Origin of the sequence: Croceicoccus sp. Ery15 (assembly GCF_020985305.1) — a bacterium.
Classification (GTDB): domain Bacteria; phylum Pseudomonadota; class Alphaproteobacteria; order Sphingomonadales; family Sphingomonadaceae; genus Croceicoccus.
The window spans coordinates 1,483,520-1,497,717 of sequence record NZ_CP087588.1 but is presented as its reverse complement, the minus strand read 5'-3'; the positions used below and the strand labels follow the sequence as shown (position 1 = coordinate 1,497,717).

Annotated in this window: 16 protein-coding genes and 1 pseudogene; 11 read left to right on the top strand and 6 right to left on the bottom strand. The window is 60.4% G+C overall.

Annotated features, from left to right (window positions below; translation table 11 throughout):
• Positions 1-14: 14 nt before the first annotated feature.
• A complete protein-coding gene (gene istB, locus LOZ77_RS07340) occupies positions 15-782 on the bottom strand; it encodes an IS21-like element helper ATPase IstB (RefSeq protein WP_048578302.1) in 768 nt (255 codons plus the stop codon).
• On the bottom strand, positions 779-2,269 hold the full coding sequence (gene istA / locus LOZ77_RS07335; RefSeq protein ID WP_081261070.1) for an IS21 family transposase: 1,491 nt from the start codon (positions 2,267-2,269) through the stop codon (positions 779-781). The genes istB and istA overlap by 4 nt, the downstream gene beginning before the upstream one ends.
• Positions 2,270-2,396: 127 nt before the next feature.
• Between istA and LOZ77_RS07330 the strand changes: the two are divergent.
• The 4 genes and pseudogenes from LOZ77_RS07330 to LOZ77_RS07315 form a co-directional block, all read left to right on the top strand.
• Positions 2,397-2,621, top strand: a pseudogene (locus tag LOZ77_RS07330) (chromosome segregation ATPase); the annotation flags it as partial.
• Between the two features lie 117 nt (positions 2,622-2,738).
• On the top strand, positions 2,739-3,176 hold the full coding sequence (locus LOZ77_RS07325; RefSeq protein WP_127692018.1) for a DUF6878 family protein: 438 nt from the start codon (positions 2,739-2,741) through the stop codon (positions 3,174-3,176).
• Positions 3,177-3,186: 10 nt separating this feature from the next.
• The gene (locus LOZ77_RS07320) at positions 3,187-3,615 is read left to right on the top strand and encodes a hypothetical protein (protein ID WP_127692019.1); all 429 of its coding nucleotides are present in this window, start codon (positions 3,187-3,189) and stop codon (positions 3,613-3,615) included.
• A 297-nt stretch (positions 3,616-3,912) separates the two neighbouring features.
• Positions 3,913-4,302, top strand: a complete 390-nt coding sequence (locus LOZ77_RS07315) for a single-stranded DNA-binding protein (RefSeq protein ID WP_230281487.1) — start codon at positions 3,913-3,915, stop codon at positions 4,300-4,302.
• 115 nt (positions 4,303-4,417) lie between these two features.
• Here LOZ77_RS07315 and LOZ77_RS07310 read toward each other — a convergent pair whose 3' ends face one another.
• Positions 4,418-4,648, bottom strand: coding sequence for a DUF6437 family protein (locus tag LOZ77_RS07310; protein ID WP_038577042.1), 231 nt, complete (start codon positions 4,646-4,648; stop codon positions 4,418-4,420).
• 326 nt (positions 4,649-4,974) lie between these two features.
• On the opposite strand from LOZ77_RS07310, the gene LOZ77_RS07305 reads away from it, so the two are divergent.
• A complete protein-coding gene (locus tag LOZ77_RS07305; protein WP_013832744.1) occupies positions 4,975-5,211 on the top strand; it encodes a hypothetical protein in 237 nt (78 codons plus the stop codon).
• 102 nt (positions 5,212-5,313) lie between these two features.
• Here the strand turns inward: LOZ77_RS07305 and LOZ77_RS07300 are convergent, their stop codons facing one another.
• Entirely contained in the window at positions 5,314-5,508 is a 195-nt protein-coding gene (locus tag LOZ77_RS07300) for a hypothetical protein (RefSeq protein ID WP_230281486.1), read from the bottom strand.
• A gap of 264 nt (positions 5,509-5,772) precedes the next feature.
• Here LOZ77_RS07300 and LOZ77_RS07295 point away from each other — a divergent pair, with 264 nt between their 5' ends.
• From LOZ77_RS07295 to LOZ77_RS07275, 5 genes are read left to right on the top strand one after another with little or no spacing between them, the layout of a single operon-like run.
• Positions 5,773-7,029, top strand: a complete 1,257-nt coding sequence (locus LOZ77_RS07295) for a site-specific integrase (protein ID WP_230281485.1) — start codon at positions 5,773-5,775, stop codon at positions 7,027-7,029.
• Complete coding sequence (locus LOZ77_RS07290) at positions 7,026-8,267, top strand: tyrosine-type recombinase/integrase (RefSeq protein WP_230281484.1); 1,242 nt, start codon at positions 7,026-7,028, stop codon at positions 8,265-8,267. Before LOZ77_RS07295 ends, LOZ77_RS07290 begins: the two co-directional genes overlap by 4 nt.
• Entirely contained in the window at positions 8,260-8,658 is a 399-nt protein-coding gene (locus LOZ77_RS07285; RefSeq protein WP_230281483.1) for a type II toxin-antitoxin system RelE/ParE family toxin, read from the top strand. The genes LOZ77_RS07290 and LOZ77_RS07285 overlap by 8 nt, the downstream gene beginning before the upstream one ends.
• A complete protein-coding gene (locus LOZ77_RS07280) occupies positions 8,645-8,974 on the top strand; it encodes a DNA-binding transcriptional regulator (RefSeq protein ID WP_043151718.1) in 330 nt (109 codons plus the stop codon). Before LOZ77_RS07285 ends, LOZ77_RS07280 begins: the two co-directional genes overlap by 14 nt.
• Positions 8,975-9,006: 32 nt before the next feature.
• The gene (locus LOZ77_RS07275; RefSeq protein ID WP_230281482.1) at positions 9,007-10,146 is read left to right on the top strand and encodes a sulfotransferase domain-containing protein; all 1,140 of its coding nucleotides are present in this window, start codon (positions 9,007-9,009) and stop codon (positions 10,144-10,146) included.
• A 3-nt stretch (positions 10,147-10,149) separates the two neighbouring features.
• Here the strand turns inward: LOZ77_RS07275 and LOZ77_RS07270 are convergent, their stop codons facing one another.
• Together LOZ77_RS07270 and LOZ77_RS17830 are read right to left on the bottom strand one after the other, a co-directional pair.
• Positions 10,150-11,313: a radical SAM protein gene (locus tag LOZ77_RS07270; protein WP_230281481.1), complete on the bottom strand. Its 1,164-nt coding sequence runs from the start codon at positions 11,311-11,313 to the stop codon at positions 10,150-10,152.
• A 158-nt stretch (positions 11,314-11,471) separates the two neighbouring features.
• Positions 11,472-11,597 (bottom strand): hypothetical protein, encoded by a 126-nt coding sequence (locus LOZ77_RS17830; RefSeq protein WP_255671227.1) that lies wholly within the window; start codon positions 11,595-11,597, stop codon positions 11,472-11,474.
• 198 nt (positions 11,598-11,795) lie between these two features.
• Here LOZ77_RS17830 and LOZ77_RS07265 point away from each other — a divergent pair, with 198 nt between their 5' ends.
• Positions 11,796-14,174 (top strand): hypothetical protein, encoded by a 2,379-nt coding sequence (locus LOZ77_RS07265; protein ID WP_230281480.1) that lies wholly within the window; start codon positions 11,796-11,798, stop codon positions 14,172-14,174.
• Positions 14,175-14,198 lie beyond the last annotated feature (24 nt).

The window sequence follows — 14,198 nt, the reverse complement described above, 5'->3', positions numbered from 1 at the left end:
GATTGCCGTTTCTGTCAGGGGTTGGGACGTGCTTTGCGTGCCTGGCTCTGGGCCAGGCGATAGCTCTCGCCGTTCATCTCGAGGATGCTGACGTGGTGGGTGAGCCGGTCGAGGAGCGCGCCTGTCAGGCGCTCGGAACCGAACGTCTCGGTCCATTCGTCGAACGGCAGGTTGCTGGTGATCAGCGTCGAGCCGCGTTCGTAGCGCTGTGAGATCAGCTCGAACAGCAGTTCCGCGCCGGTTTTGGAGAGGGGCACGAACCCCAGCTCATCGATGATGAGAAGCTTATAGCCGGTCATCTGCTTGTGTAAGCGCAGTAGGCGGCGTTCGTCGCGTGCCTCCATCATCTCGCTGACCAGCGCGGAAGCAGTGATGAACCCGACCGTCAGGCCCTTCTGGCAGGCCGCCAGGCCAAGACCGATCGCGACATGGGTCTTGCCGGTCCCCGACGGGCCAAGGGCGATGACGTTCTCGCGACGGGTAATCCAGTCACAACGCGCCAGTTCGAGCACCTGCATCTTGTTGAGCTTCGGAATGGCGGCAAAGTCGAAGCTGTCGAGGCTCTTGGCGGCCGGGAACCGCGCGGCCTTGATCCGGCGCTCGACCATCCGGCGTTCCCGGTCGATCAGTTCCAGTTCGACAAGCCGAGCAAGGTAGCGGACATGATCTACGCCCTCTGCTGCGCATTGCCGGGCCAGCTTGTCATGCTCGCGCAGGAAGGTTGGCAGCTTGAGCGTCTTGAGGTGGCTGGCGAGCAGCAGTTCGGGAGCTTGGCTGCTCATGCCGCTGCTCCGCCGGTCAACAGCCGCATGTACGAGCGCGCCGATGTTGTCTCCACTCTGGCCCTGGGCAGGTAGGGATAGATCGCCATGTCCAGTCGGGGCGGGCGGCGCTCCACCCGGCATAACAGGAGATGCTTCACCGCATCGAAGCCGATCGCGCCCATATCAAGGGCCTGCTTCACCGCGCCATGCAGATCGGCCAGAGCGAAGCTCTCCAGCAGGCGCAGTACCTGCACATATTCGCGCCGGCCATGCTTGCCCATGCGCGTCTCCATCAGCCGGCGCAGCGTTGTAAATACCTCGGGCAGGTCCCAGCCCTGCAATGGTGCGGCCTGATCGAGGGCATTGATCTTCTGTTCGATCAGGGGAAGGTAATGGATCGGATCGAAGATCACATCCTCGCGCTCGTAGCTGCGCACATGGCGGGCAATGATCTCGCCCCGGCAACCGATCACCACCTCGTCGACATAGCCCCTGATCCACACCTCCTGGTGGCCGAAGCGCACCGGCACCGAGTAATCGTTGGTCCGGTAACGCACCAGCGCCTGCGATGAGACCTGGCCGCTGGTCTGGTCACAGGCCTCGAAGGGGGAAGCCGGCAGTTCCTGCATCGCCGCCAGATCGCGCCGCAGCCTCTCGCCAATCGTCTCACTCTCGCCCCGCAGCCGGTCGTTCTGCCGTTTGCGGCATTGCTCCTCGAGCCACAGGTTGAACGCCTCCCATGTCGGGAACCGGGGGATCGGCACCATGAAGTTGCGCCGGCAATAGCCGACAAGGCCTTCAACGCCGCCCTTATCGTTACCCTTGCCGGGGCGGCCGTAACGATCACGGATCAGGTAGTGCGACAGGAAGGCGCTGAACAGCCTCGCGCGCAGCCGCGTCCCGTCAGGCAGGATCTTCGAGACCAGGCAGCGGTCGTTGTCGTAGACGATCGACAGCGGCACCGCGCCGAAGAACGCAAAGGCGTGGACATGGCCGTCCATCCAGGCCTCGGCAACGGCAGCCGGATAGGCGCGTACGTAGCAGGCGTCGCTGTGCGGCAGATCGAGCACGAAGAAGTGCGCCTTCTGCTCCACCCCGCCGATCTCGACCAGAGCTTCTCCAAAATCTGCCTGCCCATGGCCGGGTGCGTGTGCCAGCGGCACGAACATCTCCCGGCTGCGCTGATCCCGATCCCGGATGTAATCCTTGATGATCGTGTAGCCTCCGGTGAAGCCATGCTCTTCGCGAAGGCGATCGAACACACGCTTCGCCGTATGGCGCTGCTTGCGCGGGACCGACCGGTCCCCATCCAGCCAGCCGTCGATGATCGGTATGAACGCTTCCAGCTTCGGTCGCCGCACCGGGGCGCTGCGACGGTAACCGGGCGGCTCGGAATACGACAGCATCTTGCGGACCGTGTCGCGCGATATGTTGAAATGCTTCGCTGCCGCCCGGGCGCTCATGCCGCCCGCGCAGGCAAGACGAACCTTCAGGTAAAGTTCCACGGTGTAAATCCCTCATCCCTCCTCGCCAGCATCGCGAAAAGGGAAAAAGTGGACGACTTTTACGCCGCCCGCAGCAGCACTTCGCCGCCGCTACCGTGGTCTAATTTTGCACCGCCGTTCTCACAACATCCCGCAAATCAGCTTCTCCCTCGACATGCGCCTGGGGGCACGCGCAGGCTTCAAGCGCAATGAGCGTATGCTCTCGCTTGACCCCCGTTATGTCGTCGCCTTTCCCGGAAACGGGGTCCTGGAGCGCCTCGTCATCGAAGCGAAATCCCGTCGGATTACCGTCGTAGATCGCCGCGGTCCGCTTGGAACTTCTCCCAAGCGCGCGGCTCTGGATACCGACTGATGCGTCCGGCATCGCGCCAGCGCCATCGGCGCTGGCGCAGGCCGTCAGAGGAAAGAGATCGCCTGTTATCGTGGGCAAGACGATCGGTCCTTCCCCCCACATTGCAGGAGAAATCTGATGACTGATTTTCAGGCGATCATGGCGGATTTTGCTGTCCGCCAGGCCGAGCGCGCGGCGCAGGCACAAAGTGAAATCCAACGGCTCAAGGCAGCTATCATTGCCCCGCTGCGCAATGCCGAAATTGCCCGCGTAGAAATCCGTTTCGATGGGTGCGGCGACAGCGGTGCGGTCGAAGAATGCGTATTCTCTGACGCCGTCGGGGCGAGTGTTCCGTGTCCCGAAGTGACGATCGACTGTGCTGGAGAAGGCGACGACAAGAGCCTCAATTCCGCCCTCGAGCAACTGACTTACCTTGCTCTCGAACGCCATCATCCCGGATGGGAAATCAATGATGGTGCCTGCGGCGAACTGGTCGTCGACGTGGCTACGCCGAGTTTCGTTCTGGACTGCCAGCTGCGTTACACGGCGACCGACGACCATTCGACTGATCTCTAGGAGAAGTGCGATGGCTCATTGCTATTATCACGCCCTATCGTCGGTTCGGAAATGGGGAGGGGGGGTGGACGATTACCTCCCGCTCCACCAATGGTTTGACCAGTCAAAGGCGATCTTTGCTGATCCGCGGCACCGGGCCCTTCGGCACCATGCCGAAGGCATCTTCATGCTCGAAACGCTGTTCGGGCCTACTATCGTCAACGCCGATAGCCGTGTTGTGCCCGTTCGCCTTGTAGGCGAACAGCACGTCCGCGAGGACTTGGGTACGATTCCTTCCTTTGCGGATTGGGGGCGCCTAATCACGCCCCAAGACTGGATGTTGCGGGGTCATCGTCTGGAAGAGCCTATGCCGCTTGGCACTGTGGAGACTGCTGCTGGCGGTGCGTTTTCAGGGGGTCTTTCGTCCGCTTCGGGAGGAGCGTCCGTAGTCGAGATATGATGTCGCCTTCGAGGCAGGCGAGGTCAGGGGTACGTGGCATCCCGATAATACGAAAAGTCATGGCTTGGCCTGTGCAAGGCACTCGGGACCAACCCGGCCTGTAAGCAAACCTTTCCTGAAGCATCCCCGTCGAGACGCGCAACCCCGATCAGGTCCGGCCGAGTTGCCGGGCTGCGCCCGGCTGCCCGCACCACCCGAACCAGATCGAGGTTTCCCTTCGGTGCGCTTCGCCGTGGCCGCTTCCTAGTCGGGTTTGCAGCCGGGATGGACCCGGAATGCTCGATCAGGAGAAAGACCATGACCAATCTCGTAATCCTCGTTGGCCGCATCGCTCGCGACCCCGAAACCCGCACGACCCAGGGCGGGACCAGCATCACCTCGATCTCGGTCGTCACCGACCGTCCCGCTCGCAAGGACGGCAAGACCTACAAGGACGAAAACGGCTACACCGCCAAGGACAGCGAATTCCACCGCGTGACCTGCTTCAACGGTCTCGGCCAGAACGTCGCCAAGTACTGCACCAAGGGCCAGCTCGTGACGGTTGAGGGGCGCATCCACTATACACAATGGGAAGACCAGGACGGCACCAAGCGCTACGGCTGCGAGATCATCGCTGACAAGGTGGACTTCCTCACCAAGGGCCGGACGTCGAACAATGAAGGTGCGCCCGACATCGATGAGGACTGAGTGCCTCCCGCAAACAACAAGGCTCCGATGGTTCGCGCCATCGGGGCCTTTTTTGTGCTCGCTGCTTGGACGGCGGGGCGGGGCATCGAGCCCGCGCCCCGCCGCGGTTGAAGTGTCAGGCGGGGGAGAGCCGCTTGAGAGCATCGTCGATCCCGATGGTGAGCGATGCGCGGATGAGCTGCTTCAGTTGCGCAGGTTCGATAGTCTCGGCTCCGCATTCGAGAAGAACCTTGCCCAGTTCGCCTGCCGCTTCCTCGCGGAGCCTGGCCTCCTGTGCATCGAGTTCTTCGCGCTGCTCGCGCAGCTTCTTGAGCGCATTCCGCGCGCTCGGTTTGGACCTGGCCATGAGTTAGTCCTTTCGCTGGCCGTTGGTCCCCTCCACGCGCGACAGTGCCAGCATGGGGCGATGTAGGAAAACGGTTTTTGCCGCGATGCCAGTGCTTTTCACGCTGACGTTGGAGAGGTCTCTCTCGCAGAAAGTCCAAGTGTGATGCGGGCTTTGGGGCCGCGTCAAGGACGACGGGGCCCCACCATTTTTGCCGGGCAAGCCCGGCAAAAATCGTTTCCCCCATCGCCGCTTCGCGGCCGCGCTATGCGCGGTCCCTGACCCGGCCCGTCACCCACATCCTCGCAGCTCCTGATGCGACGCATCGAACATCAGGAGGAAAGATCATGTACGCTTCACTGAATATCGCGCAGGGTTCATTCCAGGCAGATCAGGCAGCTTTCGTTGCCGCACTCGACAAGGCTCATGCCCGGTCCCTTCACAGCTACTTCACCCAATATGTCCTGACCGATGGTGAGGCAGGTTACATCGCGGTCGATGAGGGCGATTACGGCGCACTGCCCAAGGCCATGCTGGACCGGGTCATCGACACAGTGCCCGGAAAGCTGAGCGATGAATTCTGATGCCACAAACAAGGAGGAAGTCCGTCAGGGCTTCCTCCTTTCCTTTTGCTCGGGTCCCGTATTGTCGCTTCCGTAGGTATCGCGCGAGCATTCCCTGCAGCATCAGTCCTCGGCGTCCGACGCATCGAATATCTCGAGCTGATGGGGCATGTCGAGTACCTTCATTGCCGCTGCTGAAATGGCTTCTGCCTTCGTCGGAAAGGCTTCTGCCGAACTGATCGACACGCCGCTCGAATAGGTCACGGTTGCCTGGAAACCATTGCCTTTGGGTGTCGCGCTCGGTGTTACGTCCGCCATAGCCATACTCCCGGAGAGATGCCCGCGCACCATTCTTCCTGCGGTGGACTCGATCGATCTTTAACACGATCGGCAATCGAACGGCATCAACTTCATCCCTTGGACTTGGGACTTCAAAACCGCCGATCCCGTGCTGGTTATGACACTGGGACCTACCCTCTAAGCTGGGGACAGAGGTGCACACCGTACGCCGCCATGCGGCAGAAAGAGATTGTTAAGTAATAGGTTACGCGAAGTTGTTCCTCTACAGAGAGGAGCAAATCAATGCAAGCAAATGGCTATCTGCTACCAGCGAAAGAAGCCCCGAATCATTCGCTGCCCCGATCCGGTGACGGGCGTGGGATTGGTGAAAAGGCAAAGCCGTCCAACCGGGTTCGGCTCAACGGCAACATTGCCCGGCGCAAACCGGGCAAGCGCATTCGCGAGTATTGGGATATCGACCTGCCGGGCTTTGGCCTGCGAGTAAATCCCGGCGGCAGGCGGACATGGTTCGTGCTGTTCCGCCAGCGCGGCAAGCTACGGCGTGTGTCGCTCGGTACTTCCCGCGATATCTCGCCCGCCACCGCTCGCCGCCTCGCGCGGGCGAAGCTTGTGGAGGTAGCGCTGGACGGTCTGCCAACGCGCAAGAAGGCCCGCGCTGCGCAGAAGAGGGATGCGCCCCTGCTGCGCGACTACGCCGAGCGCTTCTGGGCTGACTATGCGCGGCACTGGAAGCCATCGACCCGAAAGCGCAATGAGAGCGCCATCTTCAAGGAAATTCTCGGCGCATTCGGCGACCGGCGGATCGACGATCTGGCGAAGGGCGACATTCTCTTTTGGCGCGACAGCTTTGCCGAACGCCCCGGCGTGTTCAACCGCACCTTGCCGGTGTTCTCGGTGATGATGGGATACGCGGAGCGCCTAGGCTTGCGGCCCCGTGGTTCCAACCCCTGCAAGGGCACGCCGCGCTACAAGCGCAAACCGATGGAGCGGTTTCTGTCGCCACATGAATACGCGCGGCTAGCCACGGCATTGCGCGACTACGAGGCGGAGCAGCCGCTCTATGTCACGGCGATCCGCCTGCTGATCTTCACCGGCGCACGTTGCGGAGAGATCGAGCAACTGCGCTGGGAATGGGTGCAGGAACCGCGGCTGATGCTTCCTGACAGCAAGACCGGCGCGAAGATCGTCTATCTCAATCGACAGGCTATCGATGTGATTGAATCGCTCCCAGACCGGAAAGCAACCGGCCTGCTGTTTCCCTCGTTCCGCAATCCCGACAAGCCGATCACGCTCGGCATCCATTGGTCGAAAATCCGCAATTGCGCAGCATTGCCGGATGTGCGCCTACATGACCTGCGCCACAGCTTTGCCTCGGTCGCGATCCGGGACAACATCTCGCTCATGGTCATCGGCAAGCTGCTGGGCCATGCGCTGGCAGAAACGACGACCAGATACGCGCACCTCTCCGACGAGATCGTCGCAGATGCAGCGGAGCGCGTATCCGGCTCTATCGCACGCCTGATCGGAGTTGCGCCATGAACGCGCTGACCCTGCGAGGGATCGTCGCCGAAGAGCTGGGCAGCCTCCGGCTCCATGTCATTGGCAAGTGCGGTGGCCTGGGCAAGTTGCGCAAGACCTGCTGGACGCGCGAACTGCCCGGCTTCGGGACGCGGCATTACGCCAGCGGTCGCAAGGTATATATCGTCCAGGCACGAATGGAAGGACGCACCCGCACGGTGACGATCGGCAATGCCAAGGTGCTGAGCCGTGCGCAGGCGATGGATGTTGCGCGCCGCGTGCTGATCCGTGCCCAGACTGGCGACAATCCGGCAGAGGAGCGCAAGCGGCTGCGCAAGGTTCCCTCCTACCGGGATTTCTTGAAAACCTACTGGGAGCGGGTTTCGCCCAAATGGAAACCGTCCACGCTCTACACCCACCGCTACTACAAGCGGAAATATCTAGACCGCGCGTTCGAAGGCCTGTTCCTCGACGAGATCGAGGAGCGCCATGTCCAGGAATGGTTCAACCGGATCACCAACACCGGTGGACCCGGTGCTGCCAACCGTTGCGGTGAAATCCTGCGCGCCATGTTCAACAAGGCCGAGCAATGGGGCGTGCGGCCCGAAGGATCGAACCCCTGCCTCTACATCCGCAAGAACAAGGGGCGGAAGTGCGAGCGCTTCCTGTCCGATCAGGAGTTCAAGCGAATTGGCGAAGTGCTCGACCGGCACCGCAAGGCTTTCCCGCTGCATTGCGCCGCGATCAGCCTGCTGATCCTGACCGGCTGCCGCAAGTCGGAGATTACATGCCTCCAATGGAGCGAAGTGCGGGGAAGGCGCTTGCTATTGACCGACAGCAAGACCGGCCCGCGCACGGTCTGGCTGGCCGAAGCGGCTGCAACCATCCTCCACGCGCTGCCGCGCCGGGAGAAGCAGCGGTATGTGTTCTGGAACCCGGCCACCCAGCGCCCGATCACGGACATCGGCAACTTGTGGAGCAAGCTGCGCGACGAGGCAGGCCTTCCCGGCGTTCGTATCCACGATCTGCGGCACAGCTTTGCCAGCCACGCCGCCGCCCATTCGGAAACGCTGCCGATGATCGGCAAGCTGCTTGGCCATGCAGACGTGCGGACGACCACCCGCTATGCCCATCTTGACGATGGGCACGTCATCGAGGCAGCGCAGCGCATCGGCGACCAGATCGAGCAAAACATGAGCGGCTCATATTCATTGAACCGTAACACTAAGTATGATAGTCGGCCGTTGCTGCATGACTGACAACCCGCGCATCCGCATCTACGCCAACCGCTGGTTCGCCAAGTTCGCGGCAAAGGAAAAAATCAGCGATGCCATGCTTGCTGGTGCCGTGCATCGGGCTAAATCCGGCCTGATCGATGCTGACCTTGGCAGCGGCCTCATCAAGCAGCGCATCGCGCGCCAGGGCGGAGGGAAATCGGGCGGGTATCGCTCGATTCTGATCTTCCGCTCGGGCGAGCGGGCCATATTCGTGTTTGCCTTCGCCAAGAGCGACAAGGCGAACCTGAGTGCGGCGGAACTTAAGGCCTATCGCAAGGCTGCCGGCATCATGCTGGAGCTAGGCGATGACCAGATCGAAACGGAAGTTGAAGCAGGCCGATTGGTCGAGGTGAAAGACGATGAGCAAAGCTAAGGCAAAGACCTACAAGAGCGAGGCGATGGCCGCCGTCCACGAAATGATGGAAGGCCTCCACGACGCTGGCAGCATCGACAAGCGCACCATGCGCGAGTTCGATGACGCCTGCGTTGCGCCTGCGCCGGTTCTGTCACCGGACGAAATCAAGGCCATCCGAGAGGCAGAGCATGTCTCGCAGCCGGTGTTCGCGCGCTATCTCAACGTGTCGAAGAACCTTGTCTCCGACTGGGAACGAGGAGCGAAAAAGCCGGGAGGTCCGGCTCTGCGGCTGCTGTCGATTATCCAGCGCAGTGGGCTGGATGCGGTGGCTTGAACTGGGCCAGCAACGCAGGAGAAGCGGAGCGCATGGAAACTCGAAATTGGCCGCCGGCGGGTAATCGTGAGCCGACCATCGTCGTATATGCCGACCTACAATCGCTGGAAGCGTTGACGGGAATCGCCGCGCGCGGCGGCGATATTCTGGCGCAGCTTTTCGACTATGCCATTCTGGACGGTTCGGATGATACGTGGGCGCACGCACTTCCCACCAGCACCAAGCGTGTTTCCTTGGAAGACCTAGGTCGGACTCTGCCTTCCGATTCCGTGTTCCTAGTTGGCGGTCCGTTGGTTTCGAAGCGGATCGATCAGCTGGCTCTGGCGGGCTATGCCCACGTTTACAACCTCAACGAAATCGCGCGCGAGATGTCGGCCAAGCTGCGGCTGCTGGTAGCGCTTGCGCCTGGTTTTGCGGGCAGCAGGGTTCCCGCGATGCTCGACCCAGTCGGCCAGACCGAGCCGCATCATACGCTGATCGAACCGCACCATTTGCCGTTACCTTCGAGATTGGTCTTTCTAGTCAACAGCCTGCCCAAATCGGGCTCAGTGTGGCTGTGCGGGATGCTCGAACATGTGTTGGACGTTTCCGGTTCTGACCGGGTTCGCATTTCGCATTGCGCCGATCTCGTCTTCGACCAGAATCAGCCAAATCTCGGCGGTGCGGTTTCGTTGGTCCGTGATATGCGCGACGTTGTCGTCTCTTGGTTTTACGATGTTGCTGCCTCCGATCTGAGAACCGGCTTCGAGCGCGCGCGCTACCCCGATATCGCTAGCTTTTATTTCGAATGCTTTGTCGGGCTAATCGGGAAATCGGATCGTTATTTTAGCGGGGACCTGGTCGGTTGGATTGATCGCAACTGTGCGAATTACTGTCCGTTGATTAGGTATGAGGACATGGTCGCGGATCCGCAGAGGGCCCTGACCAAGGTCCTCAATGCCTGGCGGATTCGCGTGCCCGAAGCGCGCGTGGCGGCCGCGGTGCGAGCCTTCGAGCCCTTCAGGCTGCGAAAGGCAGGCGGGCCGCGCGATGGGTATGTCGGCAAGATGTATCGGCGCGGCCATTTGCGCAATCCAGGATCGGGCAATTGGCAGAATGAACTGCCAGCCGAAGTCTTGAGCGATATCGAGCGTCGCTTTGCCGACTACCAACAAAGGCTTGGCTACGCCTAAGGCCTAGGCTGGCTGGCGCAACTGATCTGACACGAAAGTGGCTACCGCGTCGGTCAACGTCTTGACGTGGATTACGCATTCAGTGGTCTCGCCTGATGCGAAGTCACCGTTTTCTACTAGCTGGGTGAGCTCGAATCCGCCAGGGCACAAGGCATAATAGTCGCAGCTCAGTGCACAATGACGATGGCTCTTGCCGAAATCGTCCATCATACGCTCAAGTTTGTCTCCGCCGAGCATTTCAGCGAGCGTCTGCTTCTCGATATTGCCGAGGCTAAGTCCTTTTCCATCGCCGTAAAGATCGGCCAGAAACTCGGCGTTGAGACCGGCGTAGAAAGTTGTGATCTCGCCACGAGCATCGCAGTTAAGCTGGCGCAAGGGCGCTGTTCCTAGGCGGACGAAATCGGGCGCATCCGGCCCAGTCGCAGCACGGATACGCCCCAACGTCTGCGAGAAATTTCGCACCGGCAACTTGCTTCCCTCAGCACTTTGCGCAAGCGACAGCATAGCACGGTAGAATTCGGCATATTTCTGGGTGTCGTCGCGCGAATAGCCAATCTGTAGCCCTCCATCCGCGTGATTGGCGAGGATGTTGAAGTGGAAATCGGTGAGGACATCGGCGCGGGCGAGAAAGAAGTCGATGAACTCTTGCGGCTGCGCCAATGTCTCTGCTGTCACAACTGCGATCGCGTTGAATGCAATGCCGCGCTCCGCCAGCAGATCCATTCCGCGCACGGTCTGCGCGTGCGAGCCCCGTCCAGACCAATTGACGCGCAGGGGGTCGTGCAGTTCGCGCGGGCCGTCGCAGCTAACGCCAAGCCGCAAATGGTCTCGATGGCGATGAAAGAATTCGCACCACTTATAGTCGATCAGAGTGGCGTTGGTCTGGAAATCGAATGTGATCCGTGCGGGCATTCCCGGACCGTCGCTGTTAAGCGCAAGGATGAGCTCGATCGCTTCGTCATAATAATCGGGTGGTAGTGAGAGCGGCTCGCCTGAATGCCAAACGATCGAGACCTCGTCAGCGAGCAGGCCCAGCTGCTTGATCTGTGAGAAAAGCGTGCCGATCATCGAGATCGGCATTCTGTGCGAGAGTTTCCGGCTGACCGGACTCAGATCGCAATAACTGCAATTGAGATTGCACAGCGGCGTCCCCTGCAGAACAATCATTTCGACCGGGAGAAGGTCAGCGCGTTTCGAATCAAGCACGTATCAACTGCCCCGCCCTGCAACAAACAGCGCCTCGGTATTTCCTTCGCCCGCACGCTATCATGCGGCGGTGGTCGGCTGGTCTGTCGGCGCCACTAGGCAGCCGACAGACCAAAAAATCAGCGGCGCATCGCTGGACCCCAGCTCCTCTGAATAGAAGCATCGGAGAGCATAACGGTGTCCAAGCGTCCGGAAGCGGCGGCATTCTTGATCTCGTTGAGGCAGTTCTTGATTGCTTCGGCCATGCGATATCCTTCCTTTTCCTTTGCGTTCGACGCCGACTTGCGCCGGACTCAGATGATAACGCGCGCCATCCGGGAGTCAAACCTTTGGTCGCTATCAAATTGTGTTGCCTTCGCCTGCGAGCGAGAACTAAAAAATCGCAGCGTTTAGGGCCGGCAAAAGCGTAAAGGCGGGGGTTGCGCACTATGACTTCTCGTGCAGTGAAGAGCTATATCCGTAGAGCTCTCGAGGCTGGTCAAATTGCCGATTGCCGTCAGTTTCCAGAAAAGGATCGGGAGGTCGATGCGGGTTATCTACGTGCATTAGCACTTGGCGGATTGCCGGCAGGAATGCGGGTTGTGGGCCTGACGATCACAGGTACGCTGGACTTGCGCGATTGCGGATCTGCTGGAAATCCTCTGCCAGCCTTGCGGATCGAGCAATGCCGCATCGTCAGTCCCCTGACCGGAGACGCGCCAGATACCGTCTCGATCGATCTGTCACGTTCTCACGTCGCCTCGCTGTCCTTGCAAGGTTCGCGCTTCACTAGCTTTTCCGGCAAGGGAATGGCTTGCTGCGCCGAGGTCGATCTATCCGGTGTCGGCCCGGTGAACGAGGGCGGGCTTTGCTGGATCGACATGTCCAATGCTGCTATCGGCGGAAACGTCGTAGCGGTCGACGCTTGTTTGCAATCGGCAATGATCGCGCATGCCGATCCAGATGAGGCGCCGACCTGCACGGGATTCGTCTTGCAGGAAGCTCAGATCGGCGGGACGCTCAACCTTTACAAAAGCAAGGTGATTGGTGGGTTGTCGCTCTATCTCGCGCGTCTGAAGGGCGATTTGTGGCTCGGCCAGTGTCGCCTGGTCGCTACCAACGGGTGGGCGCTCAATGCCAACGATGCCGAAATCGGGGCGATCTATGCTACGCGAGAGCCGCTCCAAGCTGAAGGGTACGTCGCCCTAAACGGCGCGCGTGTCCGATCACGGATCAATCTCTGTAAGGCCCGCTTAATCGCCAGAGAAGCAACGGCGCTGTCAATGAACAATATGCAGATCGGTGAAGGCGTATGCCTCAACAATGTGGAGTTGGAGGGGCGGCTCGGCTTTGCCGGGCTGCGCTGCCAAGGTGATTTCAGCCTGCTCGGGGCGAAAATTGCTGTCAGCCAACGCGATGCTATCCTCGCCCAGGACGCCCAAATTCTTGGGAGCTTGCACCTGTCGGCAGATCCCGAGACCAAACGCCGCTTTTTCGTCAAGGGAAGGGTGATCCTCCACGGCTGTCACATTGGCAATGACCTTACCCTGTGCGGCGCCAATCTGCACGGCGAGTTCGAGGACATCGAGGAGGTGGGTGACAAGCAATTTCATTCGGCGCTGCTCGCTTCCGATCTTCGTGTCGGCGGGTGCATCAAGCTGGGGGAAAAATCGCAACTGGCGCCCGGGCAGCGCAGCCTGGTCTCAAACGGAGCGTTGCGGATGCAGCGGGTTGAGGCTGGCAAAGACATCCAGCTTTTCAACACGGAGGTCGTGGGCATCGCGCCCAAAAGAAAGCCCCTTAACTCCGAGGCCGCTGACGCGTCCGGTTCCGCGCCCGACAACACGGCCTTCGACCTCAGCTATTCAAAGGTTGGTGGTATTCTGATTATCGGCGACAACGATCTGTATGGGTCTGTGAACCTCTACTACTCCGACACAGATTTTCTGTGGGATACGAACAATGGATACCCGAAGCCCGCCTCCGACGGGACGGACGACATACACCTTGTCGGCTTCACCTACCGGGTGCTCATGTTGCCCGACATGGAGGCCCGGAACTGTCCCGCGGATCTGCGCAGAACGCTCAAGGCGCGCAAGGCTTGGCTCGAGCGCAGCCCTTTTGATGCACAGGATTATGCGACGCTGGCCCGTGCTCTGCGACGCAGCGCCTTGACCAACGAAGCCCGCGAAATCATGATTGCGCGCTTCTGCCGCGAGTTGACCATGCTGGTGCGCGGGGTACGGGATCGGAAAGCCGTCCCCGTGCAAACGGAGCAGAAAGAGGCCGATCCTCGAACGCTCTGGTCGCGCGCGACGGCTTTTGCGATCAATGCTCCCCATTATTCACTCGCGCAGATTTCAGATCTCGCCCACTATGTGATGATGCAGATCTATCGCCTGACTTTCGGTTTCGGGCTGGATCCACGCCGTGCCGTAGTGACGCTGCTTGGCTCCTTTTTGTTGGGCTGGACCGTGTTCGCTGACGCCAACCGCAGGGATCTGATGATCGTCGACCAGCAGCCTGTGGCAACGCTGTCCGACCGTTCGGCAATCGGCGCCGGACTTAGCACCGAAGTAGCTGACAAGGTACCTTGCGGCGACATGATTGACCCGAGACTGTTTGCGCTCGACGTGTTCATTCCGCTGGTCGATCTGCGACAGGAATCGAAATGCGAGATCGGAGTAGCCGACGGCTCCGAAGCTACGGCGGCGGAGGCGACTACCCTGAAGATCATCAAGGCCATCTATGCGTTCTTCGGCTGGATAGTTATCTCACTTTCGATCCTTACGTTCTCGGGCTTTCTTCAGCGCCGCAACGAATTGCTGGGGGGCGATACGTGACCGGTGCGCAAGCAAGGATCGCGG

Coding starts and splice junctions, on each gene's coding strand:
- istB (WP_048578302.1), bottom strand. CDS start 782: ATGAGCAGCCAAGCTCCCGAACTGCTGCTCGCCAGCCACCTCAAGACG.
- LOZ77_RS07325 (WP_127692018.1), top strand. CDS start 2,739: ATGACTGATTTTCAGGCGATCATGGCGGATTTTGCTGTCCGCCAGGCC.
- LOZ77_RS07320 (WP_127692019.1), top strand. CDS start 3,187: ATGGCTCATTGCTATTATCACGCCCTATCGTCGGTTCGGAAATGGGGA.
- LOZ77_RS07315 (WP_230281487.1), top strand. CDS start 3,913: ATGACCAATCTCGTAATCCTCGTTGGCCGCATCGCTCGCGACCCCGAA.
- LOZ77_RS07310 (WP_038577042.1), bottom strand. CDS start 4,648: ATGGCCAGGTCCAAACCGAGCGCGCGGAATGCGCTCAAGAAGCTGCGC.
- LOZ77_RS07305 (WP_013832744.1), top strand. CDS start 4,975: ATGTACGCTTCACTGAATATCGCGCAGGGTTCATTCCAGGCAGATCAG.
- LOZ77_RS07300 (WP_230281486.1), bottom strand. CDS start 5,508: ATGGCGGACGTAACACCGAGCGCGACACCCAAAGGCAATGGTTTCCAG.
- LOZ77_RS07295 (WP_230281485.1), top strand. CDS start 5,773: ATGCAAGCAAATGGCTATCTGCTACCAGCGAAAGAAGCCCCGAATCAT.
- LOZ77_RS07290 (WP_230281484.1), top strand. CDS start 7,026: ATGAACGCGCTGACCCTGCGAGGGATCGTCGCCGAAGAGCTGGGCAGC.
- LOZ77_RS07285 (WP_230281483.1), top strand. CDS start 8,260: ATGACTGACAACCCGCGCATCCGCATCTACGCCAACCGCTGGTTCGCC.
- LOZ77_RS07280 (WP_043151718.1), top strand. CDS start 8,645: ATGAGCAAAGCTAAGGCAAAGACCTACAAGAGCGAGGCGATGGCCGCC.
- LOZ77_RS07275 (WP_230281482.1), top strand. CDS start 9,007: ATGGAAACTCGAAATTGGCCGCCGGCGGGTAATCGTGAGCCGACCATC.
- LOZ77_RS07270 (WP_230281481.1), bottom strand. CDS start 11,313: ATGATTGTTCTGCAGGGGACGCCGCTGTGCAATCTCAATTGCAGTTAT.
- LOZ77_RS17830 (WP_255671227.1), bottom strand. CDS start 11,597: ATGGCCGAAGCAATCAAGAACTGCCTCAACGAGATCAAGAATGCCGCC.